Annotated in this window: 19 protein-coding genes and 2 pseudogenes; 8 read left to right on the top strand and 13 right to left on the bottom strand. The window is 72.5% G+C overall.

What is annotated here, in order from left to right; genetic code table 11:
• Nucleotides 1-76: 76 nt before the first annotated feature.
• Entirely contained in the window at nt 77-574 is a 498-nt protein-coding gene (locus tag AB0K02_RS26520; RefSeq protein ID WP_365995025.1) for a rhodanese-like domain-containing protein, read from the bottom strand.
• Nucleotides 575-668: 94 nt separating this feature from the next.
• Between AB0K02_RS26520 and AB0K02_RS26515 the strand changes: the two genes are divergently transcribed.
• The gene (locus AB0K02_RS26515) at nt 669-1,115 is read left to right on the top strand and encodes an Lrp/AsnC family transcriptional regulator (protein WP_365995024.1); all 447 of its coding nucleotides are present in this window, start codon (nt 669-671) and stop codon (nt 1,113-1,115) included.
• Nucleotides 1,116-1,133: 18 nt separating this feature from the next.
• Here AB0K02_RS26515 and AB0K02_RS26510 read toward each other — a convergent pair whose 3' ends face one another.
• Genes AB0K02_RS26510 through AB0K02_RS26500 form a run of 3 tightly spaced genes read right to left on the bottom strand, consistent with a single transcriptional unit; the run spans nt 1,134 to nt 6,463 of the window.
• Nucleotides 1,134-4,631, bottom strand: coding sequence for an SMC family ATPase (locus tag AB0K02_RS26510; protein WP_365995023.1), 3,498 nt, complete (start codon nt 4,629-4,631; stop codon nt 1,134-1,136).
• On the bottom strand, nt 4,628-5,794 hold the full coding sequence (locus tag AB0K02_RS26505; RefSeq protein WP_365995022.1) for an exonuclease SbcCD subunit D: 1,167 nt from the start codon (nt 5,792-5,794) through the stop codon (nt 4,628-4,630). Before AB0K02_RS26505 ends, AB0K02_RS26510 begins: the two co-directional genes overlap by 4 nt.
• Before the next feature lie 42 nt (nt 5,795-5,836).
• The gene (locus AB0K02_RS26500; RefSeq protein WP_365995021.1) at nt 5,837-6,463 is read right to left on the bottom strand and encodes a YigZ family protein; all 627 of its coding nucleotides are present in this window, start codon (nt 6,461-6,463) and stop codon (nt 5,837-5,839) included.
• Between the two features lie 76 nt (nt 6,464-6,539).
• Here AB0K02_RS26500 and AB0K02_RS26495 point away from each other — a divergent pair, with 76 nt between their 5' ends.
• On the top strand, nt 6,540-6,947 hold the full coding sequence (locus tag AB0K02_RS26495; protein WP_365995020.1) for a CoA-binding protein: 408 nt from the start codon (nt 6,540-6,542) through the stop codon (nt 6,945-6,947).
• A gap of 446 nt (nt 6,948-7,393) precedes the next feature.
• Here the strand turns inward: AB0K02_RS26495 and AB0K02_RS26490 are convergent, their stop codons facing one another.
• Nucleotides 7,394-8,734 carry a pentapeptide repeat-containing protein gene (locus AB0K02_RS26490; protein WP_365995019.1) on the bottom strand — a complete coding sequence of 447 codons (1,341 nt, stop codon included), beginning with the start codon at nt 8,732-8,734 and terminating at the stop codon, nt 7,394-7,396.
• A gap of 271 nt (nt 8,735-9,005) precedes the next feature.
• Between AB0K02_RS26490 and AB0K02_RS26485 the strand changes: the two genes are divergently transcribed.
• Nucleotides 9,006-9,746 carry a class I SAM-dependent methyltransferase gene (locus tag AB0K02_RS26485; protein WP_365995018.1) on the top strand — a complete coding sequence of 247 codons (741 nt, stop codon included), beginning with the start codon at nt 9,006-9,008 and terminating at the stop codon, nt 9,744-9,746.
• Between the two features lie 67 nt (nt 9,747-9,813).
• On the opposite strand, the pseudogene AB0K02_RS26480 reads toward AB0K02_RS26485, so the two are convergent.
• The 3 genes and pseudogenes from AB0K02_RS26480 to AB0K02_RS26470 form a co-directional block, all read right to left on the bottom strand.
• Nucleotides 9,814-10,000, bottom strand: a pseudogene (locus AB0K02_RS26480) (transposase); the annotation flags it as partial.
• A 212-nt stretch (nt 10,001-10,212) separates the two neighbouring features.
• Nucleotides 10,213-10,767, bottom strand: a complete 555-nt coding sequence (locus tag AB0K02_RS26475; protein ID WP_365995017.1) for a YbaK/EbsC family protein — start codon at nt 10,765-10,767, stop codon at nt 10,213-10,215.
• A 44-nt stretch (nt 10,768-10,811) separates the two neighbouring features.
• Complete coding sequence (locus AB0K02_RS26470) at nt 10,812-11,384, bottom strand: XRE family transcriptional regulator (RefSeq protein ID WP_177152838.1); 573 nt, start codon at nt 11,382-11,384, stop codon at nt 10,812-10,814.
• Nucleotides 11,385-11,475: 91 nt separating this feature from the next.
• Here AB0K02_RS26470 and AB0K02_RS26465 point away from each other — a divergent pair.
• A pseudogene (locus AB0K02_RS26465) lies at nt 11,476-12,305 on the top strand (DMT family transporter).
• Nucleotides 12,306-12,340: 35 nt separating this feature from the next.
• Here AB0K02_RS26465 and AB0K02_RS26460 read toward each other — a convergent pair.
• Nucleotides 12,341-13,078, bottom strand: coding sequence for an acyltransferase (locus AB0K02_RS26460; RefSeq protein WP_365995016.1), 738 nt, complete (start codon nt 13,076-13,078; stop codon nt 12,341-12,343).
• A 151-nt stretch (nt 13,079-13,229) separates the two neighbouring features.
• Here AB0K02_RS26460 and AB0K02_RS26455 point away from each other — a divergent pair, with 151 nt between their 5' ends.
• Nucleotides 13,230-13,760 (top strand): gamma carbonic anhydrase family protein, encoded by a 531-nt coding sequence (locus AB0K02_RS26455; RefSeq protein WP_365995015.1) that lies wholly within the window; start codon nt 13,230-13,232, stop codon nt 13,758-13,760.
• A gap of 171 nt (nt 13,761-13,931) precedes the next feature.
• Here the strand turns inward: AB0K02_RS26455 and AB0K02_RS26450 are convergent, their stop codons facing one another.
• Nucleotides 13,932-14,585 (bottom strand): DedA family protein, encoded by a 654-nt coding sequence (locus AB0K02_RS26450; protein ID WP_365995014.1) that lies wholly within the window; start codon nt 14,583-14,585, stop codon nt 13,932-13,934.
• Nucleotides 14,586-14,673: 88 nt separating this feature from the next.
• Nucleotides 14,674-15,111: a DUF4442 domain-containing protein gene (locus AB0K02_RS26445; RefSeq protein ID WP_365995036.1), complete on the bottom strand. Its 438-nt coding sequence runs from the start codon at nt 15,109-15,111 to the stop codon at nt 14,674-14,676.
• Nucleotides 15,112-15,231: 120 nt separating this feature from the next.
• On the opposite strand from AB0K02_RS26445, the gene AB0K02_RS26440 reads away from it, so the two are divergent.
• Complete coding sequence (locus tag AB0K02_RS26440) at nt 15,232-16,248, top strand: hypothetical protein (RefSeq protein WP_365995013.1); 1,017 nt, start codon at nt 15,232-15,234, stop codon at nt 16,246-16,248.
• Between the two features lie 69 nt (nt 16,249-16,317).
• Here the strand turns inward: AB0K02_RS26440 and AB0K02_RS26435 are convergent, their stop codons facing one another.
• Nucleotides 16,318-17,163: a fused MFS/spermidine synthase gene (locus AB0K02_RS26435; RefSeq protein WP_365995012.1), complete on the bottom strand. Its 846-nt coding sequence runs from the start codon at nt 17,161-17,163 to the stop codon at nt 16,318-16,320.
• A gap of 60 nt (nt 17,164-17,223) precedes the next feature.
• Nucleotides 17,224-18,414 (bottom strand): elongation factor Tu, encoded by a 1,191-nt coding sequence (gene tuf / locus AB0K02_RS26430; protein WP_365995011.1) that lies wholly within the window; start codon nt 18,412-18,414, stop codon nt 17,224-17,226.
• A gap of 397 nt (nt 18,415-18,811) precedes the next feature.
• Here tuf and AB0K02_RS26425 point away from each other — a divergent pair, with 397 nt between their 5' ends.
• The gene (locus AB0K02_RS26425) at nt 18,812-19,531 is read left to right on the top strand and encodes a TVP38/TMEM64 family protein (RefSeq protein WP_365995010.1); all 720 of its coding nucleotides are present in this window, start codon (nt 18,812-18,814) and stop codon (nt 19,529-19,531) included.
• Nucleotides 19,532-19,844: 313 nt separating this feature from the next.
• Complete coding sequence (locus tag AB0K02_RS26420) at nt 19,845-20,717, top strand: undecaprenyl-diphosphate phosphatase (protein WP_365995009.1); 873 nt, start codon at nt 19,845-19,847, stop codon at nt 20,715-20,717.
• Nucleotides 20,718-20,761 lie beyond the last annotated feature (44 nt).

Here is a 20,761-nt window from a genome sequence, read left to right as displayed (position 1 = left end):
CCTCAACCAAACTCGAGGTCAAGCCGAGCGCATCCGGCTCGGCCGCTCCGCCGGCTCGGTGCCGCCCGCTGCGCGTTCAGCAGCCGCAGTCGCCGGAGTCGACCGTGGCGGTGAGCGGGTCGGTGTCGCGTGTCGTGCCGCCCTCCCAGGTCTCGTACGCGAAGCCCTCCCTCACCCAGTACTCGAATCCGCCCAGCATCTCCTTCACCCGGAAGCCGAGTTCGGCGAGGGCGAGCGCGGCGCGGGCACCGCCGTTGCAGGCGGGGCCCCAGCAGTAGGTGACGACGGGAACGGCCTTGTCCAGGAGCGCCTCGGCCTGCTCGGGGATCAGCGCGGTCGGCAGATGGACCGCACCCGGCACATGCCCCTGGTCCCACGCCTCGGCGGAGCGCGAGTCGAGGAGCACGAACCCGGGGTCGCCGTCGGCGGCAAGGGCGGCGGCCACGTCGGACGGGTCGGTGTGGAAGGCGAGGCTCGCCCTGAAGTACGCGGCCGCGGCTGCCGGGGCGGCGGGCGGCACCCGCAGGACGGGGCCGGCGGCGGTCTGCGAGGCGTCGGTCTGCGTCGTTGTCATGATCAGAAATCTAGGCGTCCCGATCGCTCCCCTGAAGGGCAGATCCCCGGCACATCCCTTGAACCGCCGGGGATTCCCCTGTTATCTCTCGGGGATGAGCGGATATTCACCGGACGCCACCGACTGGCGCATACTCCAGGCCCTCCAGACGCAGGGCCGGGCGAGTTTCGCCGAGCTGGCCCGGACGGTCTCCATGTCGGCGAGTGCCGTCACCGAGCGGGTGCGCAGGCTGGAGGAGGCCGGCGTCATCAAGGGGTACGCGGCGGTGGTCGACCAGGACCGGCTGGGACTGCCCATCCTGGCGTTCGTCCGCCTGCGGTATCCGAACGGGAACTACAAGCCGTTCCACGACCTGCTGGGCGCCACCCCGGAGATCCTCGAGGCACACCACGTCACGGGCGACGACTGCTTCGTCCTGAAGGTCGCCGCCCGCTCCATGCGCCACCTCGAGGAGGTCTCCGGGAAGATCGGCGCACTGGGATCGGTGACGACGAGCGTGGTGTACTCGTCGCCGCTGCCGAGCCGGCCGATCAGCCGCTGACCCTCCCCGGCCTCCCGCTCAGTCCCCGGACCCGCCGGTTCGCAACCGCACCGCGGAACCGTGGCGCTCCTTGACGACCTCCAGCTGGGCGGGGACGCGCCGGCGCAGATCGCCGACGTGGCTGACGATGCCGACGCTGCGGTCCCTCTCGCGCAGAGAGTCCAGAACGTCCAGCACCTCGTCGAGGGTCTGGTCGTCGAGACTGCCGAAACCCTCGTCGATGAACAGTGTGTCGAGCCGCATGCCGCCCGCCTCGTCGGTGACGACATCGGCGAGGCCGAGGGCGAGGGCCAGCGAGGCGAAGAACGTCTCACCGCCCGAGAGGGTCGCCGTGTCCCGCTCCCTGCCGGTCCACGCGTCCACCACACGCAGACCGAGCCCGGCGCGCTTACCGCCGGTCCGGGCGTCGGAGTGCACCAGTGTGTACCGCCCGGACGACATGCGCTGCAGCCGAACGGTCGCGGCCGCCGCGACCTGCTCCAGCCGTGCGGCGAGGACGTACGACTCCAGGCGCATCTTGCGTTCGTTGTCGGCGGACGTGCCCGCGGTCAGGCCGGCGAGGCGGGCCACGCGGTCGTACCGCTCGCGCAGCGGGCCGAGCCGCAGGACCTCCCGCTCGGACTCGCGCGAGAGCCGGTCCAGTTCGGCGCAGCGGTCCCGGGCCGCGGCGAGCCGGGACGCGGCGTCGCGCAGGGCCCGGTCGGCGGCCAGGGCGCCGGCCTCGGCCGACGCGGGGTCGGCGGCGGGGCGCTCGGCCGCGCTTCTCGCGTCGTCCTCGGCGAGCCGCTCGGCGACCGCGGCCTCCTCGGTGCGCCAGGCGTCGATCCGCCGCTGCATGTCGCGCTGGGCGCCGTCGGCGACGACGGCCGCGGCCGCGTCGGCCGGGGTCTCGAACCCGGCGCGGAACGCGGCGTCGGCCAGTCGGTCGTCGGCCTCCTTCAGCCGCTGCTCGGCGGCGTCGAGCGCCCGTACGGCCTCCGCGGCCGCGGCGAGCAGCCCGACGCGGCGCTCGAGGACCGCGGCGCGGTCGGCCACGCTCGCGGCGTCGCCACGGGCCCGGGTCAACTCCGCCTCCAGCAGCGCCTGTTCCTGGTCGAGGGCCTCCCGCCGCGAGGTCCGGGCGGAGACGCGCCGCTCCGCCTGCTGCCGTGCGTCGACCCGCTCCCGGTGCTCGCGCTCGACCCGCTCCAGGGCCTCCTGCGCCGCGTGGATGCCGGAGGCGAGGCGGTGCGCCTCGGCGTGCTCGCGTTCCAATTCCTCCAGCGCGGCACGCAGTTCGCCGACGGACGGATCGCCCATCTCCTCCCGGGGCCCGGGCACGCGCCCGCGTCGCGGGGTACCTGCCTCGGCGGAGCCGCCTTCCGTCGCGCCGGCGGCGGTGCCGACAGCACCGGACCGCTCCGCCTCCCCCACGCCCGCGTCGGACCCGACGCCTCGGCCCGCCTCACGCACCTCATCCCCAGCGCCCGCGGCACGAACGGCTTCCGACCCCACGGCGCCGCCGAAACCACCGGAACGACCCGGCTCACCCGCCTCCACGGCGACACCGCCGCGGCCCGCCGATGCGGCCTGTGGAGCCGACCGCACTCCGTCCCCCGCGCCGGCGCGAGCAGCGACCCCCGACGCGGCGCTCCCCGCGCCGCCCCGGTGGGCCCCCTCCTCGGCACCGCGCGCCGCGGGGGCGGCATCCCCCGCGCCGCCACGAGCAGCGCTCCCGAGCACGGCGACGCCCGCGGCCTCGGTCCCGCGGGGCTCGGCGGGCGGCGCCGGGCGTGTGGTCGTGCGGGCGCGGGACGCCGCCGAGGTGCGGGCCTCGTGGAGGACCGCCAGGTCGCGTTCGGCCTCGGCCCTCTCGGTCTCCGCCCGCGCGCTCGCCGCGTACGCCTCCTCCTCCGCGGCCCGGTCCACATGGCCCGAGGCCGCGCGGGCAGGGGCCGGATGGGACTGCGAGCCGCAGACCGCGCACGGCTGACCGGGTGTCAGCTGGGATGCCAGCTCCGCGGCGATCCCGAGCAGCCGGCGCTCCTTCAGATCCAGCCAGGCCGCCTTCGCCCGGTTGGCGCCCTCGTGGAGCGTGCGCAGGCGGATCTCGGCGCGCTCGGCGCGGGCCGTCAGCTCGTCCCGTTCGCGCGCCGCGCCCAGCCGGTCGCGGGCCGGCTCCAGCCGGCCGGCCAGCTGCTCCGCCCGGGTCGCCGCCTCCTGGGCCGCCGCGATCCGGTCCTGGTGGGACCGGCGCAGGCCGTCCCACTCGGCGAGCCACGCGGTCGCCTCCTCGAGCATCTCCTCGTCCGCGCGCGCCTGACGGTCCAGGTCGGCGCGTTCGCGGGCGATGTCCGCGCTGCGCTGCTCCGCCCGGCGGGCCGCCTCCAGACCGCCCAGCTCCTGGCGGAGCGTGCGCTCGCGTGCGAGGAGCTGCTCGGCGCCCGCCTCGGCCAGGTCGGCGGGCAGGCCGCCCCGCGTCCGCTCGCGCTCCGCGCCCGCCGCCCGGTGGGCGCGCTCGGCCTCGTCGCGCAGCCGCAGGGCGGGCCCGACCAGGTCCGCCTTGCGGGCCCGCTCCAGGTCCGCGACGAGCGCCTCGTGTCCGGGGCGCGCGGCCTCCACGGACTCCGCCCGGCGCCGGGCGTCGGCGTACCGCTGCTGGAGGCGGGCGAGGTCCCGCTCCTTGTCCAGTACGTGCCTGGCCGCGACCTGCCGGCGCTCCGCCGCCGCGAGGGCGAGCCCGGCGATGTCCAGCCGCTCACGGGCGCCGGACCGCGCCACGGCTGCCCACTGAAGGACGGCCGCGGCGAGCCCGGGGTCGCCCGGCTGCTGCTCGGGCAGGGGCCGGCCGTCCGCCGCGTCGCCCGCGGCCTGTGCCATGCGCTGGGCCAGCGCGAGCAGCCGCTCGTCCCCGGCGCGCACCTGCGCTTCGGCGGCGCGCCGCAGCTCGGCGAGGCGTTCCTCGACGGCGGCGAAGCGGCGGGTGTCGAAGAGGCGCCCGAGGAGCTTGCCGCGGGCCTCGGCATCGGCGCGCAGGAAGCGCGCGAAGTCGCCCTGCGGCAGCAGGACGACCTGGCAGAACTGATCGCGGCTCATGCCGAGGAGCTGCGTGATCTCCTCGCCGATCTCCTGGTGCGACTTGCTCAGCGGGCGCCACTCGCGGGCCTCGGCGTCGTACTCGCGCAGCAGGCTCTGCGCCCGCTCGGTGACGAAGCCGGTGCCGCGCGCCTTGGGGCGCGGCTGTGCCGGCCGGCGTGTGACCTCCAGGTGCCGTCCCGCGACGGTCAGTTCGAGCCGGACCTCGGTGGGCGTGCCCGCCTCGGCGTGGTCGCTGCGCAGTGAGGTGCCGGGGCTCTGCCGCGCGCCGGGAACGGCTCCGTACAGCGCGAAGCAGACCGCGTCGAGGACGGACGTCTTGCCCGCGCCGGTAGGACCGTGAAGCAGGAAGAGCCCAGCGGCGGAGAGCGTGTCGAAGTCGACTTCCTGGGTGGAGCCGAACGGCCCGAAGGCCGTGACGGTCAGCCGGTGCAGTCTCACCCGGCCACCTCGCGCGCATCCGCGTCCACCCGGACGTCGTCGAACGCCCCGTGCAGCACGGCGCGTTCCTCGTCGTCGGGGGCGCTGCCGCCGCGCACGTGGGCCACGAAGTCCTCCGCGATCTGCTGGTCGGTGCGGCCCCTGAGCCGCTGGGCGTAGGAGGCGGCGCCGTGCTGCTCGGCGCGCTCCGGGTCGAAGGCGAGGCTGAGGGTGTGCGGGAACCGCTCGGTGAGCCGGGCCATCGGATCGGCGGGCCGCACCGCGTCGGTGAGGGTCGCCTCGACGAAGGAGTCCTCGTGGCGCGCGAGCGCGGGATCGTCGAGCAGCTCGCCGAGCGTGCCGCGCAGCCGTGCGAGGGGCCGGGGCACGGGGCAGTCGATGCGCTCGGCGCTCACGTCGCCCCGGGCGTCGAGGTCGACGAGCCACATGGTCTTGCGGTGGTCGGCCTCGGAGAACGAGTACGCCAGCGGGGAGCCCGAGTAGCGGACGCGCTCGGTGATGGTCTGGCAGCCGTGCAGGTGGCCGAGCGCGACGTAGTCGACGCCGTGGAAGACGGCCGAGGGCACGGCCGCGACTCCGCCGACGGTGATGTCGCGCTCGCTGTCGCTCTCCTCGCCTCCGGCGACGAAGGCGTGCGCGAGGACGACGGAGCGCGTGCCGGGCTCACGGGCGGTGAGGTCCTCTCGCACCCGCCGCATGGCCGCTGCCAGCACCGGCTCGTGCGCGGCCTTCGCGGCCCCGAACTGCTCCTTGACCAGGGCCGGTTCGAGATACGGCAGGCCGTAGCAGGCCACCGGCCCGTGCGCGTCGGCGAGCAGGACGGGGGTGCCGCAGCCAGCGGGGTCGGTGCGCAGGTGGATGCCTGCGCGGTCGATGAGCCCGGCGCCGACGCCGAGGCGGCGGGCCGAGTCGTGGTTGCCGGAGATCATCACGGTCGGCACGCCGGCCGCCGCGAGCCGGTGCAGCGCGCTGTCGAAGAGCTCCACGGCGGCGAGCGGGGGCACGGCCCGGTCGTACACGTCCCCCGCGACCAGCACCGCGTCGGCCTCGCGCTCGCGGGCCGTCGCCACCAGGTGGTCGAGGAAGGCGGCCTGGGCGTCGAGCATGCTCACGCGGTGCAGCGACCGGCCCAGGTGCCAGTCCGACGTATGGAGGAGTCTCATGATCGGTGAGCGTATCGGCGGGGTCGGACAATGCGGGCGGCATCACGCATCCGCGTACGCTTCCCCGCCCAGTTCCAGCGTGGCGGTGCCCGCCGTGGCGTCGGCCAGCCAGGCCCGGAAGACGTCGACGTCGGAGTCGGGGAGGCCGATTTCGATCGTCACGGCGTCGGCGTACGTCACCTCGCGGACGGCGCGGCCGGTGGCCCGCAGGTCGTTCTCCAGCTTGCCCGCGCGCTGGTGGTCGACCGTGACGGTGGCCAGGCGGAAGCGCTGCCTGGTGATCGTGCCGAGCGCGTCGAGGGCTTCGCCGACCACTCCCCCGTACGCCCTGATCAGTCCGCCGGCGCCGAGCTTGACGCCGCCGTAGTACCGGGTGACGACCGCGACGACGTACCGCACCTCGCGCCGCATGAGCATCTGCAGCATGGGGACCCCCGCGGTGCCGCCCGGCTCGCCGTCGTCGCTCGCCTTCTGCACGGCGGCGTCGGCGCCGATGACGTAGGCGAAGCAGTTGTGCGTGGCGGTCGGATGCTCCTTGCGGATCCGCGCGACGAACGCCTGCGCCTCCTCCTCGGTCGCGGCGGGCGCGAGCGAGCAGAGGAAGCGGGAGCGGTTGATCTCGCTCTCGTGGGCGCCTTCGCGGGCGACCGTCCGGTACTGGTCCTGCATCCCGCCACCCTATGCGGCGACCGCAGGGGTCCCGCCACCGGGGAATGACGGGCCGGATCCGCCCGTTGTCCGGTGCATGGACGCAGAGGCTGAGACGATCCGCAGAATCCTGACGTCGGCCGGCGACACCTGGGCGGTGGTGGGCCTGTCGAACAACGAGTCGCGCGCGGCCTACGGAGTGGCCCGGGTGCTCCAGCGCTTCGGCAAGCGCGTCGTGCCGGTGCATCCGAAGGCGGAGACGGTCCACGGGGAGCAGGGGTACGCCTCGCTGGCCGAGATCCCTTTCCCCGTCGACGTCGTGGACGTGTTCGTGAACTCCGCGCTCGCGGGCAAGGTGGCCGACGAGGCGGTGGCGATCGGCGCGAAGGCGGTGTGGTTCCAGCTGGATGTGATCGACGTGGAGGCGTACGCCCGCACCCGCGAGGCGGGGCTCGACATGGTGATGGACCGCTGCCCGGCGATCGAGATCCCGCTGCTGGGGTGAGACGGGGGGCCGTCCGGGGAGGCCGGCCCCCCTCCGCACGGGCGCAGCGGCGCTACGCGTTCGTGACCCTGCGCCACAGCGCTCCCGCGCGGGCGTGACGCCCCTGGAGGGCTGGTTCCTGGTCTGCGGCGTGGATCAGGCGGCACGGTGGGTGAGTCGCTGATCAGGTACGGGCAATGGCGATCGTGCGGGATGACGTGGCGAGGAGATCCGGGTGGGGCTCTGCGAGACGTGGAGCCTCTGGCGCGGAGGTGAACAGAGGCGCGTTGGGGTCGAGCCGTTCGCCCGTGTGGTGCTCGGCTGCCTTGGGCGCGCCCCAGGAGTGCCCGCATGGAGAGCGCACCGCGGTTGTGCGCGGTGAACCGTTCCGTTCGGAGGTCGTCGCCCGTGCGGGTGACAAGAGCGGTGTCCGGATAGCCGAAGGCCTGGAGCACATGGTGTGGCCCTCAGGGACCTGTGGGATGCCAGGCTGCTGGCAGGGTGAGCCCGGTGGGCAAAGGGGATCTGCTTTGCGGAACCAGGCCAGAGGGTGCGGGACCGGTGACTCCGCTGAAGTCGACCTCGCCTCCGGAGAATGTCGCCCAGTCGAAGTCCACCCTGGCTTCGGAGAACGTCGCCCGGTGGAAGTCGACTCTGGCTCCGGAGAACGTCGCCCCTGCGAAGCTGATCCTGGTTCCGGAGAACGTCGCCCCGACGAAGTCCACCCCGGTGCCGGAGAACGTCGCCTCGCTGAAGTCGACCCCGTCTGCGGAGAACGTCGCCCCGACGAAGTCGACCGCGCCTCCGGAGAACGTCGCCCCGCGGAAGCTGACCAAGCCTTTGGAGAACGTCGCCTGGCCGAAGCCGACCATGCCTCCGGAGAACGTCGCCATGCGGAAGCTGACCACGTCTGCGCAGAACGTCGCCTCGCCGAAGCTGACCAAGCCTCCCGAGAACGTCGCCTCGCCGAAGTCGACCCCGGTTCCGGAGAACGTCGCCCCGACGAAGTCGACCTTGGCTCCGGAGAACGTCGCGTGGCCGAAGCTGACCACGTCTGCGCAGAACGTCGCCCCGCGGAAGTCGACCCTGGCTTCGGAGAACGTCGCCCCGCTGAAGCTGACCAGGCCTCCCGCGAACGTCGCCCTTGAGAAGTCTCCGCCGTCGAAGGTGACTCCTGTGAAGTCGAAGTCGTGGTCTTGCCACGAGTGCTGATGCTTGAGGGGCAGGCGGATGTGGTCGCGGATGAGCCTGATGACGGTGTGCCGGACTTCCCGGAGGGCCAGGTAGCTGTGGCGGGCTTCCGCGTCATCCGCCGGGAGTTCGGCCTCGCCGGTGTAGGGCAGTCGGAGGTAGGCGCACAGGACGTCTATGCAGGTCTGGCGCAGTTCGCGGGTGGGGGCGTCGTCGGCGAGACCGGCCAGGGCGTGGACGCCACCGAGGCGGACGGCGGCGGATTCGTCGCCGAGCTGGGAGACGGCGGTGGTGAAGCGTTCGGTGTGCAGGCGGGTGGCGTCGCGCAGGGCGCCGTCCTCGTCGACGCGCTGGCGGCGGTAGGCGACGACCAGGGCGACAAGGGCGCCGGCTCCGGCGACTACGCCGAAGGAGAGTTTGACCAGATCGAACAGTGTCTTGGAGTCGATGAGCCGTTCAGGCTTCAGTCCTCGGGCACTGAGCAGGTCCCATCCGGTGGAGAACACCGCGGCGGCGACCAGGATCGCGGCGGTGAAGGCCAGGAGCAGGACGAGACCGACCGGCCAGAGACGCAGACCGCGCCGTTCAGCCTGGCGCCGGGACAGACGAGGGCTCATGACCGTCAGGACTGACGAGGCGTACGGCTGGTTGCACAGTTGCAGGCCTACTCCTCCGTTGACCGTTCGATCTCACTCCGGACGATCCCCCCAAGAACTCCAACGAAATGATCTCCAGGGTGGTTGGATCGCTTCGGGACTGATGATCCGGGGCGCGGGGTGGTCCGGCCGAAGCCCTGGGAAAGCGACGAGTTGCAGGCAGTGCACGCTGCGCCGCGGAGAACATAAAAGCGTCGACAGCGCCCCTCGGCACCCGGCAAAGTGCCCGTCCGTGACGAGCAGTGAACTGTGGACCCGTGCGACCGCCGACCGCTACGACGCCGAGGAGACCGAAGCGTCCTCGCCTGCCGTTCTGGGACCGACTCTCGCCTTCCTCGCCGAGCTCGCCGGAGACGGCCGGGCACTGGAGTTCGCCATCGGAACCGGACGAGTGGGAATCCCGCTCCGGGAACGCGGCGTGCCGGTAGTGGGCATCGAACTGTCCGAGCACATGGCAGCGGTGCTGCGGCGCAAGATCGACGAGAACACGCTCCCGGTAGTCATCGGGGACATGGCAACCACCGTCGTTCCCGGTGAGTTCACCCTGGTCTATCTCGTCTACAACACCATCACGAACCTGCTCACTCAGGACGAACAGGTCGAGTGCTTCCGCAACGCCGCACGGCATCTGGAGCCCGGCGGCCGATTCGTCATCGAGCTCGGCTTGCCGCCGCTGCGGTTCCTGCCGCCCGGCCAGGTCGCGGTGCCGTTCGATGCCTCCGAGCAGCATCTCGGCTTCGACACCTTCGACCTGGTCAAGCAGATTCTTGTCTCGCATCACTTCACCCGCGACGGCGACGCCGGCCGCTACCGCCGCGACAACTCCCGGCACCGGTACGCCTGGCCGGCAGAGCTCGACCTGATGGCACGGATCGCTGGACTCGAGCTGGAACGGCGCGTCGCGGACTGGGACGAGACTCCGTTCACCCAGGACTCCACGAAGCACATCTCCGTGTGGCGCAAGCCAACCTGAGGTTGGTCACCGGGCTGTCAATGCGGCCGTGCCTGTCGTGAGACTCCTGTCGGGAATTCAGGCGTCGCCAGCAGATCAGTGCGCATCCGGATGAGGAAGGCTTCGTGGATGTCGTCGCGTATCTCCCAGCGGATCCGCAGGCAGCGGAACCAGTGCAGGTGGGCGAAGGGTCGCTCCACGATCCAGCGTTGGGTGCCGAGTCCGGAGCCGTGCTCGGTCCCCCGACGGGCGACCAGCGGCTTCACGCCGAGCTCGGCGCCTGCATCGGAGACAGCACCCGAGCCGAAATCGCCTACGCCCGGTCGCTGGGCAAGCCCGTGCGGTTCACGCACCCCGAAGTCGACCCTGACGCCTGACCGTCCGCTGCCACCTCGACAACCAGGGCCGGCACCCCGCCGCCTGACCGTCTCGCGGTGGCTTCGGCCGCCGCCCGCCCCCTCCGCAGGCATCCCTTGGAATCGATCATCTAGATGCCGAGTCCCTCGATCACCACGGCGCCCGGCAGTGCGGCCAGTGCCTTGCCCGGCACGATCAGCTTGCCGCGGCGGCGGCCGCTGCCGATGAGGACCCATTCGGTGTCGACGACCCGCGAGTCCACCAGCAGCGGCCAGTCGGCGGGCAGGCCGATGGGGGTGATTCCGCCGTACTCCATGCCGCTCTCGCCGGTCGCCGTGTCCATGGACGCGAACGAGGCCTTGCGGGCGCCCAGCTGCTTGCGGACGGCGCCGTTGACGTCGACGCGGGTGGCGGACAGGACGACGCAGGCGGCGAGGGTGGTCTCGCCCGAGCGCTTGCCCGCGACGATGACGCAGTTGGCCGACTCGTCCAGCAGCTCCCGGCCGTAGTGCTCGACGAACACGGCGGTGTCGGCGATCTCGGGGTCGGTGTCGACGTAGATCAGCTGGTCGGCGGGAACGTCCCCGTGCCAGGCGCGCACGGCCTGGGCGACCGGCGCGGTGAGCTCGTCGAGGCAGTCGTGGGCGGGCCTGGCATTGTCGAAGTGTCCGATGGGTGCGCGCATGTACCGCACGCTAACAGCGCGGCGCGCGGCCGCGTCCGGGTGTCTCAGCGCACGGGCGGCACGGAGACGGCCATGGTCAGTTCGACCGTCTCGTCGCCGTCGTTGCGGTAGGCGTGCGGAACGTTCGCGTCGAAACTGGCGGAGGTGCCCGCCGGCACGGCATGGGGCCGTCCGTCGACGACGAGGGTGAGCTCGCCGGCGGTGACGTGGAGGAGTTCGGTGGTGCCCTCGGGGTGGGGGTCGGAGACGCTCTCGTCGCCGGGCACCAGCCGCCAGGCCCACAGTTCGAGCGGGCCGCCGCGTTCGTTGCCGACCAGCAGGGTGGTGGAACTGCCCGCAGGGGTGGACCACATGCGTACGGCCTGCTCGGGCGGGACGATCCGCACCTGCGGGCCCTGTCCGTAGTCGAGGAGCGTGGTGATGCTGACGCCGAGGGCGTCGGCGAGCTTCACCGTGGTGCCGATGCTGGGGTTGGTGCGCGCCTGTTCGATCTGGATGATCATGCCCCGGCTGACGCCGGAGCGGGCGGCGAGGGCGTCCAGGGTGAAGCCGCGTTCGCCCCGCCAGTGCTTGAGGTTGCGGGCGAGCGACTGCGTGAGCTGGTCGAGATCCGACACGTTCCGTCCAATATTTTCAATGACAGGTTCAATGGAATGAACTACCGTGCGGTGAACCCCATCGTTCACCGCACTGTACTGCGAGGCCGTCATGACCGCTTGGTTCGCCCTGGCCACCAGCCTCCTGTGGGGGCTGGCCGACTTCGGCGGCGGACTGCTCACCCGGCGGACGCCGGCTCTGACCGTGGTGGTCGCCTCGCAGTCGATCGCGGTCGTGGTGCTCGGCGCGATCGTGGTGGCCACCGGCGGCTTCGCCGAGGCCGGACCGCGGCTGTGGTACGCGGCCGCGGCCGGCGTGGTCGGGCCGGTCGCGATGCTCTCGTTCTACAAGGCGCTGGCCCTCGGACCGATGGGCGTCGTGTCCCCGCTGGGCTCCCTGGGCGTGGCCGTGCCCGTGGGGGTCGGCCTCGTGCTGGGTGAGCGGCCGGGCCTGCTGCAGGTGGCGGGCATCGGCGTGGCCGTCGTCGGCATCGTCCTCGCGGGCGGACCCGAACTGCGCGGCGCGCCGGTGCGGCGGCAGGCGATCCTGCTGACCCTGACGGCGGCGTTCGGCTTCGGCGCCGTGATGGCGCTGATCGCAGAGGCGTCCACCACGGTCACCGGCCTCTTCCTCGCCCTGTTCGTGCAGCGGGTGACCAACGTGGCGGTGGGCGGGCGCTTCCCGAGGACGGCGGCATGCGCGTCGTCCGGGCGTCGCTCCCCGCGCTTGCGTTCGTGGGGCTGGCCGACGTGGCGGCGAACGGCACGTACTCCCTCGCGGCGCAGACCGGCCCCGTCACGGTCGCGGCCGTCCTGGCCAACCTCTATCCGGTGGTGACGGTGCTCGCGGCGCTGGCCGTACTGAAGGAACGGCTGCGCGCGGTGCAGGCGGCGGGCGCGGGACTCGCCCTCGTCGGCACGGTGCTGCTGGCGACGGGCTGATCGCCCCCGGCACGCACGGCGGGAGGACGTGCCGGTCAGCCTTCCTCCAGCTCGGCGAGCGCCAGCAGTTGCTCGGGCGTGACGCCTTCCGGGATCGGCACGGGGGCGGGAGTGCGCAGCGGCGGCTGCCAGCCGTCCACCGGGTCCCAGCGGCGCACGACGCGTGCGGGCGCGCCCGCCACCACGGCGTGGTCGGGCACCTCCCCCCGTACGACCGCGCCCGCGGCGACCACGACGTTGCGGCCGAGCCGGGCGCCGGGCAGGATCACGGCGCCCGTGCCGAGCCAGCAGCCCGGCCCTATCTCGACCGGCTCCGTACGCGGCCACTGCTTGCCGACCGGCTGTCCGGGGTCGTCGTAACTGTGGTTGGTCGACGTGATGTAGACGTACGGCCCGCAGTAGGTGTCCGAGCCGATGGTGACGCGCGTGTCGGCGATGACGTGGCTGCCGCGCCCGAGGACGACGCCGTCGCCGAGGGTGAGGACCGGGTCGGGGCCGAGGTCCAGGTCCGGCATCATGCCGGCCGTGAGCGTGACCTGCTCGGCGATGATGCAGTGGTCGCCGAGTTCGATCCAGCGCTCACCGAAGACGGTCCCCTGCGGGAACGCCAGCCGGGTGCCGTGGCCCAGCCGCCTGAAGCGCAGCCGGCCGGGGTGTTCGGCGGTGACGGACCCCGCCTCCTGCACCCAGCGCCAGCCGCGGTGGACGGCACGCGCGAGAACACGCCGCCGCCAGGCGGTCAGCGATGAGAACGTGTTTCTGTTCTTCGGCACCCGCACACGGTAGTCGGCCGCCCGTGGCCCGATCCGCGCACGGGGCTGTGACGTTCGCCCCAACCGCGTCGGCGCACCCTGGCCGTTCGGCCGGCGGCGAGGTCGCTTACGGTGCAGGCAGGCGCGGCACGGATCACCGAGGAGAGACGGCATGGCGGAGCGGGCACTGATCGCGGGCGTGGGTGGCAAGGAACCGAACGTCGATCCGGACGCCTTCACCGCGCCCACGTCGGTGGTCATGGGCGAGGTGACGCTGGCCGCCGGTGCGAGCGTCTGGTACCAGAGCGTGCTGCGCGGGGACGGCGGTCCGATCGTGATCGGCGCCCAGAGCAACATCCAGGACAACTGCACGGTCCACGTCGATCCCGGTTTCCCGGTGACCGTGGGCGAGCGGGTGTCGGTCGGCCACAACGCGGTGCTGCACGGCTGCACGGTGGAGGACGACGTCCTGGTCGGCATGGGGGCGACGGTCCTGAACGGCGCGCACATCGGGGCGGGTTCGCTGGTCGCTGCCCAGGCGCTGGTCCCGCAGGGCATGCGGGTGCCGCCGGGTTCGCTGGTGGCCGGCGTCCCGGCGAAGGTCCGCCGGGAGCTGACGGACGAGGAGCGCGAGGGCATCAAGCTGAACGCGGCGGTGTACGTGGACCTGGCCAAGGAGCACCGCGCGGCGCACGGCGGGTGACCGCCTGGCTGTGTGCGGCGCGCGAAGGCTCGCCCCGCGCGGGGGCGGTCGAACCGCGCGGCGCCTCAGTGACCCCCGCGGCCACTCGTGATCCCGCGGGCCGGCACAGCGCGGCCCCGCGCCCTTGACGGGAGCGGGGCCGGGGCTCATGGAACCGGTCGTGTCCCGTCGTCAGTCGGCGGCGGGAACGGGCTCCGGCTCGCGGAGCGCGGGCGCCTCGGCCGCGGCCTTCTTGGCGCGGTTCTTCAGCACCAGCATCGACACGACGCCGATCAGCACCGCGAGGACCAGGCCCAGCCAGGAGAACCGCCTCAGCCACGCCTCGGCGACCACGCCGACCGAGTAGACGACGGCCGTCGTGCCGCCCGCCCAGAGGATGCCGCCGAAGACGTTGGCGATCAGGAACTTCCAGTACGGCATGCGCAGTACGCCGGCCAGCGGTCCGGCGAAGATGCGCAGCAGGGCGACGAAGCGGCCGAAGAACACGGCCCACATGCCCCACTTCTCGAACGAACGCTCCGCCATCGCGATCTGGGCTTCGCCGCAGTGCTTGGGGAACTTCCCGCCGAGCCAGGCCAGCAGCGGCCGGCCGCCCCGGCGGCCGATGGCGTAGCCGATGGAGTCCCCGACGATGGCGCCCGTGGTGGCGCAGGCGCCGAGCACGTACGGGTTGATGTCGCCGTGCTGGGACGCGAGCAGTGCCGAGCTGACGAGGACGATCTCGCCCGGCAGCGGGATGCCGAGGCTTTCCAGTCCGATGACGACACCCACCAGGAGGTAGATGCTGAGCGGAGGGATGGTCTCGAGCCACTCCTGGACGTGCAACGCCGGTTCCTTCCGTACCCACCGGGCCGCTGCCCGGCGTGCACCCCCGTCGGCGCACGCCGGGGCAGCCTACCCGGTGCGACGGGCGTCAGCTGTTGGGACGCAGGGTCCACACGATCGTCATTTCGCCGGTGACGGCGCCGTCCTCGCGCTGGATGCTGATGTGCACCGGGAACTCGGGGCGCTGTCCGGCGTCGAGCTCCTTGACGACGTCCGCGACCGGGCGGGCGAGTGTGGCGGTGGCCGTGACGACGCCCATGGCGAGCTTCTTGTAGCCGATCTCGGCCTTGACCGCGAGGGGCACGGCACGGCCCAGCTGGTCGCCGAAGGCGGTGAGGACGATCGCGCCGCTCGCGGACTCGGCGAGCGTGAACATGGCACCGGCGTGCGGACCGCCGACGTGGTTGTGGAAATCGGCCTGGTCCGGCATGCGGAGGACCGCCCGCTCCGCGGTGGTCTCCAGGAACTCGAGGTTGAGGGTCCGGACCATGGGAACGGTGGCGGCGAGCATCTCGCCGATGGACATCTGGTCTGCGCTCATGGGCCGGATGTTACCCACGAGTAGGGCCGCTTGGCCATCCCCCGCGGGGAGCCTGCCGGGGGCGGACGTGGCTCTGCCGTCGCGGCCCCTCTATGGTTACTCGCCATGTGGCCAGGACAGCAGCCGCCCGGGGGCGAGCAGAACCCGCAGGACCAGAACCCGTACCAGCAGCCGGGATACCAGCAGCCGAACCCCTATCAGCAGCCGGGGTACCAGCAGCCGAACCCGTACCAGCAGCCGACCGCGCCGCAGTACGCCGTGCCCGGCCAGATGCCGGGTGCGCCCATGCCGCCGCAGGACGACAAGAAGAAGACGACGATCGTCGCCGTCGTCGCGGCGACCGCCGTGGTCGTGGCCGCCGCGGTCACCGGCTTCGTCGTGCTGAAGGACGACGACCAGGGCACGTCCGACAAGGGCGGCGGCACCACGGCGTCCAAGACGCCCGGTGGCGACAGCTCGTCCAAGGCGGCGCCGTCGCCGTCGGTGGACAACCCGCGTGACGGCAGTGACGCCAAGCCCACCATCGCGGGCTGGAAGGTCGTCACCAACCCCAAGCACGGCACCCAGTTCGACGTCCCCGCCGACTGGGAGGTGGCGGGCTCGGGCGTGAGCACCTTCTTCGAGGACGAGAAGAAGGGCGACGGTTCGCCCGCGGTGGTGATGGGCGCTCCGGCTCACTACAAGAGCAAGTGGTGCGAGTTCGACACCGACAAGGACGGCAGCCTCGAGACGTGGGGCATGAGCACCGTCGGCACCAAGGGCGGCAAGGGCGCCAAGTCCGCCGCCGAGGCCGCCTACAACGAGGCCGGCAACTGGGTGTGGGCCGGTTACGCGCAGACCGAGCCCAAGGGCACGGTCAAGATCACCAAGGCCCGGGACTACACGACCGCGTCCGGCCTGAAGGGCAGCGTGGCCACGGCCACCGCCCTCGGCGTGAAGAAGGAGAACAGGTGCGAGACCGACGGCAAGTCGATCGCCTTCTCCTTCAAGAACACCGAGGGTGACTTCAAGAGCTGGGTGCTCTACGCCAACACCGGCGTCAAGGACGAGGTCGACGACGCGACCATCCAGAAGATCCTCAGCACCGTGCGTCTGGTCGAGCCGACGGAGTCGGACTCCTGACCCCCTTCCCGGCCGTGACGGCAGCGCCCGTCACGGCCGGGCCGCCGCGGGCCGCGGCAGGGAACGGGGTCAGCCCACGCTGAACGCGCCGTCGGGCGGCGCGGGCGAGGCGACCGCGTCCGTGTCGTGGACCGGGCGGGCGTCCCCGGTGAAACGCGCAAGGGCCTCGCCGTACTCGACGCGGGCCGGGAAGGCGTCGGCCGCGACCAGACGGGTGAGGCGGGCGACGTCGATCGGCTCGTGGGAGGCGACGAGGACCGCGTTGCCGAAGCGGCGGCCCCGCAGCACGGCCGGTTCGGCGATCAGCGCCAGTTCCCTGAACACCTCCGCGAAGGTGGCGAGTTGGGAGCGCAGGAAGGCGAAGGGCGCACCGTCCGCCAGGTTCGCCGCGTACGTGCCGTCCGCGCGCAGCACCCGTTCCACCGCGCCGGCGTACTCCAGGGACGTCAGGTGCGCGGGGACGCGCGAGCCGCCGAACACGTCGCCGATCACCACGTCGGCGCTCCCCCCAGGCGCCTCCTCCAGCCAGGCCCGCGCGTCCGCGGCGTGGACGGTGATCCCGCTTCCGGGCGGCAGGGGCAGGTGCTCGGCGACGAGCGCGACAAGACCCCGGTCGGCCTCCACCACGTGCTGGCGGGCGTCCGGACGGACCGCCGCGATCCGGCGCGGCAGGGCGAGCGCGCCGCCGCCGAGGTGCACGACGGAAGGCGTCGCGGCGCCTTCCGTCGCACGGTCGACGACATGGGCGAGCCGGCGCGCGTACTCGAACTCGAGATGCGCCGGCTCGTCCAGGTCGACGTACGACTGGGGCGCGTCGTCGAGGGTCAGCAGCCAGGCCCGGTCCCGGTCGACGTCGGGCAAGAGCTTGGCGGTGCCGCCGTCGACGTCGCGCAGGACGGGGATCTGCTCGTTCACCGCTCCATTGTGCCGGGCGGGCCGGGGCGGCCTCCTGTCGAGGGCCACCCCGGCCGGCGGTCACAGGACCGCGGTCACCGTCCCGGCGCCGACCGTGCGTCCGCCCTCGCGGATCGCGAAGCCGAGGCCGGGCTCCAGGGGCACGTCCCGGCCCAGTTCGACGGTCATGGTCACCGTCTCCCCGGGACGGGCGATCCCGGCCGCGCCGAGGTCGACGTCCCCGACGACGTCCGCGGTGCGGAGGTAGAACTGCGGCCGGTAGCCGGTGGACACCGGCGTGCTGCGACCGCCCTCGCGCGCCGACAGGACGTAGACCTGCGCGGTGAAGCGGCGGCTGGGCACGACACTGCCCGGGGCCGCCACCACATGGCCGCGGCGCACCGCGTCGCGCGGCACCCCGCGCAGAAGCAGCGCGACGTTGTCGCCGGCCTCCGCCGACTCCATCGGCTTGCCGAAGGTCTCCAGCCCCGTCACGACCGTGTCGCCCTCTTTGCCTGACGCGGTCGCGCCGAGGATCTGCACCCGGTCCCCCATGCGTACGGTGCCGCGCTCGACGGCTCCCGTGACGACCGTGCCGCGTCCCGTGATGGTGAGGACGTTCTCCACCGGCAGCAGGAACGGCGCGTCCGTGTACCTGACCGGCATCGGTACATAGGTGTCGACCGCGTCGAGCAGCGCCTCGACAGCGGCCGTCCAGCGCGGGTCGCCCTGCAGCGCCCGGAGTCCGGACACGCGGACGACGGGCGCCGCGTCGCCGCCGTAGCCGTGGGCGGTGAGGAGGTCACGGACCTCCAGCTCCACCAGGTCGGTGAGCTCGTCGTCGCCCGCGTCCGCCTTGTTGAGCGCGACGACGATGTGGTCGACACCCACCTGGCGGGCGAGCAGCACGTGCTCGGCGGTCTGCGGCATGACGCCGTCGAGGGCCGAGACGACGAGGATGGCGCCGTCGAGCTGGGCCGCTCCGGTGACCATGTTCTTGACGTAGTCGGCGTGGCCCGGCATGTCGACGTGGGCGTAGTGCCGGGTGTCCGTCTCGTACTCGACGTGCGCGATGTTGATCGTGATGCCGCGCGCGGCCTCCTCCGGCGCCCGGTCGATGCGGTCGAAGGAGACGTACGACGTGCCGCCGCCGGAGCGCTCGCTCAGCACCTTGGTGATGGCGGCGGTCAGGGTGGTCTTGCCGTGGTCGACGTGGCCCATGGTCCCGATGTTGAGGTGCGGCTTGGTGCGCACGTATGCCGTCTTGGGCATGGCTGGGTTCGTTCCTTCCCGGAACTCGAAGCGTGATCAGGACCCCTGGACCTCGCCGACCCTCCCCCTGCGGGGTCCGCCGGACGATCCGGGAAGGGTCAGCTTCGGGCGCCGCCGGGAGCCACGGCGACGTCGGCCGCGGCTGCGGCGGCCGGGAATGCGGCAGCCTTCGGCGCGTCCGCGACTGCGGACGGCGCTGCGGGGAAGGCGTGCCGGACCATGTCGTCGATGATCGTGCACGGTGCCCGCCGCGTCGAACGGTTTTCCCCGGGCGGCAGTCGGCCCGGTCGCACGACCCGTCCGCCGCCGCGCCCGGCCGGTCGGCGCGGCGGCGGTCGCGAGGACGATGTGTGCCGCGCTACGGCGTTCGGACATGTTCGTCGGTTAGTCTCCCCGGATGCTCGACCCCGTCCCCCGGCCGGCATCCGGTCTCGCCGTCCGCTGCACCAGGGCCCTGTTCTCGCCGTGGTCGCGGCTGTCGCTGCTCCTGGTCCTGCTCGCGTCCGCCGCCTCGGTGGTGCTGCTCTACGAGCCGCAGCGGCTGCTCTCGGCGGGGTGGCCGCCGCAGCTGAGCGGGCCCGCGGCGGTGGTGCTGTTCGGTGTGGGGTACGGGGTGTGCACGGCGGCGTTCGTGCCACGGCCGATCCTCAATCTGGCGGCGGGCGCCCTCTTCGGTTCGCAGGCCGGCCTCGTCGCGGCGATCGGCGGCACGGTGCTGGGCGCGGGCATCTCGTTCACGCTCGGCCGGGTACTGGGGCAGGACGCGCTGCGGCCGCTGGTGCGCGGACGCTGGCTGAAGGCGGCCGACGGGCAGCTCAGCCGGCACGGCTTCCGGTCGATGCTGGCGATCCGGCTGTTCCCCGGCGTGCCGTTCGCCGCGGCCAACTACTGTGCGGCGGTCTCGCGCATGGGCTACCTGCCGTTCCTCCTCGCCACAGGTCTCGGGTCGATCCCCAACACGGCGGCGTACGTGGTCGCGGGCAGCCGGGCGGGGTCACCGACCTCGCCCGCTTTCCTGATCGCGGCCGGCTTCATCGTGGTGACGGGCGTGGCGGCGGCGGTCGTCGCCTGGACCAAGCGGCACCGGCTGCGGCCCACGCGACCGGATTCGCCGTGACCGGGAGAGCCGCGGGACAGGGAGCGGCCGGGAGAAGGACGGGGCCTGCGCGAAGTGCCGTCGTTTCGGGGCGCTACGCTGCCTCACGATCGGCGCCGGCCCGAGACGTACGCACATCCGCGTGTCTCACGGGCCGTCAGTCCCATGGGCGCCTGACAGTCCGTCAGTCAAGTCAGCAAAGGGTCCGCATGACGACGATTGAACACGCCTGCCCATGAGCCGGCCGGTGTCCCGGCCGGCAACCGATACCTCAGCGCCGGCCCGTGCGTGTGCCGGCCGGACCGTGATCATCTCTTGGGTGGCGTAGCTTTCAATGTCTTGGTTCGAATCATTCATCCTGGGACTCGTCCAGGGGCTGACGGAGTTCCTGCCGATCTCCTCCAGCGCGCATCTGCGGCTCACGGCCGCGTTCGCCGGCTGGCACGACCCGGGGGCGGCGTTCACCGCGATCACGCAGATCGGCACGGAGACGGCCGTGCTGATCTACTTCCGCAAGGACATCGCACGGATCGTGACCGCCTGGTTCCGTTCGCTCACCGACAAGGCGATGCGCCGTGACCACGACGCCCAGATGGGCTGGCTCGTCATCGTCGGCTCCATCCCGATCGGCGTGCTCGGCGTCACCCTCAAGGAACAGATCGAGGGCCCGTTCCGTGATCTGCGACTGATCGCGACGACGCTGATCGTCATGGGCATCGTCCTCGGCGTCGCCGACCGGCTGGCCGCCCGCGACGAGATCGGCGGCCGGCACCGGGCGATCCGGGAGCGCAAGACGCTGGAGCAGCTGAGCGTCCGCGACGGTCTGATCTACGGCGTGTGCCAGGCGATGGCCCTGATCCCGGGCGTCTCACGCTCCGGCGCGACCATCAGCGGCGGTCTGCTGATGGGCTACACCCGCGAGGCGGCGGCCCGGTACTCGTTTCTGCTCGCGATCCCCGCGGTGCTGGCGTCCGGCCTGTTCGAGCTGAAGGACGCCGGTGAGGGACATGTCTCCTGGGGACCGACGATCTTCGCGACGTTCATCGCGTTCGGCGTGGGCTACGCGGTGATCGCCTGGTTCATGAAATTCATCACTACGAAGAGCTTCATGCCCTTCGTGATCTACCGGATCCTGCTCGGGATTGTGCTGTTCATCCTGGTCGGAACGGATGTGCTGAGCCCGCACGCGGGTGAGTCGGGGGACTGACGGTCACTCTGCGGTGGGGGACGGTGACCGTTGCGAGGCCGTAA

The organism is Streptomyces sp. NPDC049597 (genome assembly GCF_040675505.1).
In the GTDB taxonomy this organism is placed as follows: Bacteria; Actinomycetota; Actinomycetes; order Streptomycetales; family Streptomycetaceae; genus Streptomyces.
Note: the sequence above shows the minus strand (reverse complement) of the source record. Positions and strands in the feature narration are given on the sequence as shown.

Bases quoted from the DNA above. Each gene is read 5' to 3' on its own strand.
- AB0K02_RS26455 (WP_365995015.1), top strand. From the start codon at position 13,230: ATGGCGGAGCGGGCACTGATCGCGGGCGTGGGTGGCAAGGAACCGAAC.
- AB0K02_RS26490 (WP_365995019.1), bottom strand. From the start codon at position 8,734: ATGAGCCCTCGTCTGTCCCGGCGCCAGGCTGAACGGCGCGGTCTGCGT.
- AB0K02_RS26520 (WP_365995025.1), bottom strand. From the start codon at position 574: ATGACAACGACGCAGACCGACGCCTCGCAGACCGCCGCCGGCCCCGTC.
- AB0K02_RS26515 (WP_365995024.1), top strand. From the start codon at position 669: ATGAGCGGATATTCACCGGACGCCACCGACTGGCGCATACTCCAGGCC.
- tuf (WP_365995011.1), bottom strand. From the start codon at position 18,414: ATGCCCAAGACGGCATACGTGCGCACCAAGCCGCACCTCAACATCGGG.
- AB0K02_RS26425 (WP_365995010.1), top strand. From the start codon at position 18,812: ATGCTCGACCCCGTCCCCCGGCCGGCATCCGGTCTCGCCGTCCGCTGC.
- AB0K02_RS26475 (WP_365995017.1), bottom strand. From the start codon at position 10,767: ATGCGCGCACCCATCGGACACTTCGACAATGCCAGGCCCGCCCACGAC.
- AB0K02_RS26440 (WP_365995013.1), top strand. From the start codon at position 15,232: ATGTGGCCAGGACAGCAGCCGCCCGGGGGCGAGCAGAACCCGCAGGAC.
- AB0K02_RS26495 (WP_365995020.1), top strand. From the start codon at position 6,540: ATGGACGCAGAGGCTGAGACGATCCGCAGAATCCTGACGTCGGCCGGC.
- AB0K02_RS26420 (WP_365995009.1), top strand. From the start codon at position 19,845: ATGTCTTGGTTCGAATCATTCATCCTGGGACTCGTCCAGGGGCTGACG.
- AB0K02_RS26445 (WP_365995036.1), bottom strand. From the start codon at position 15,111: ATGTCCATCGGCGAGATGCTCGCCGCCACCGTTCCCATGGTCCGGACC.
- AB0K02_RS26505 (WP_365995022.1), bottom strand. From the start codon at position 5,794: ATGAGACTCCTCCATACGTCGGACTGGCACCTGGGCCGGTCGCTGCAC.
- AB0K02_RS26500 (WP_365995021.1), bottom strand. From the start codon at position 6,463: ATGCAGGACCAGTACCGGACGGTCGCCCGCGAAGGCGCCCACGAGAGC.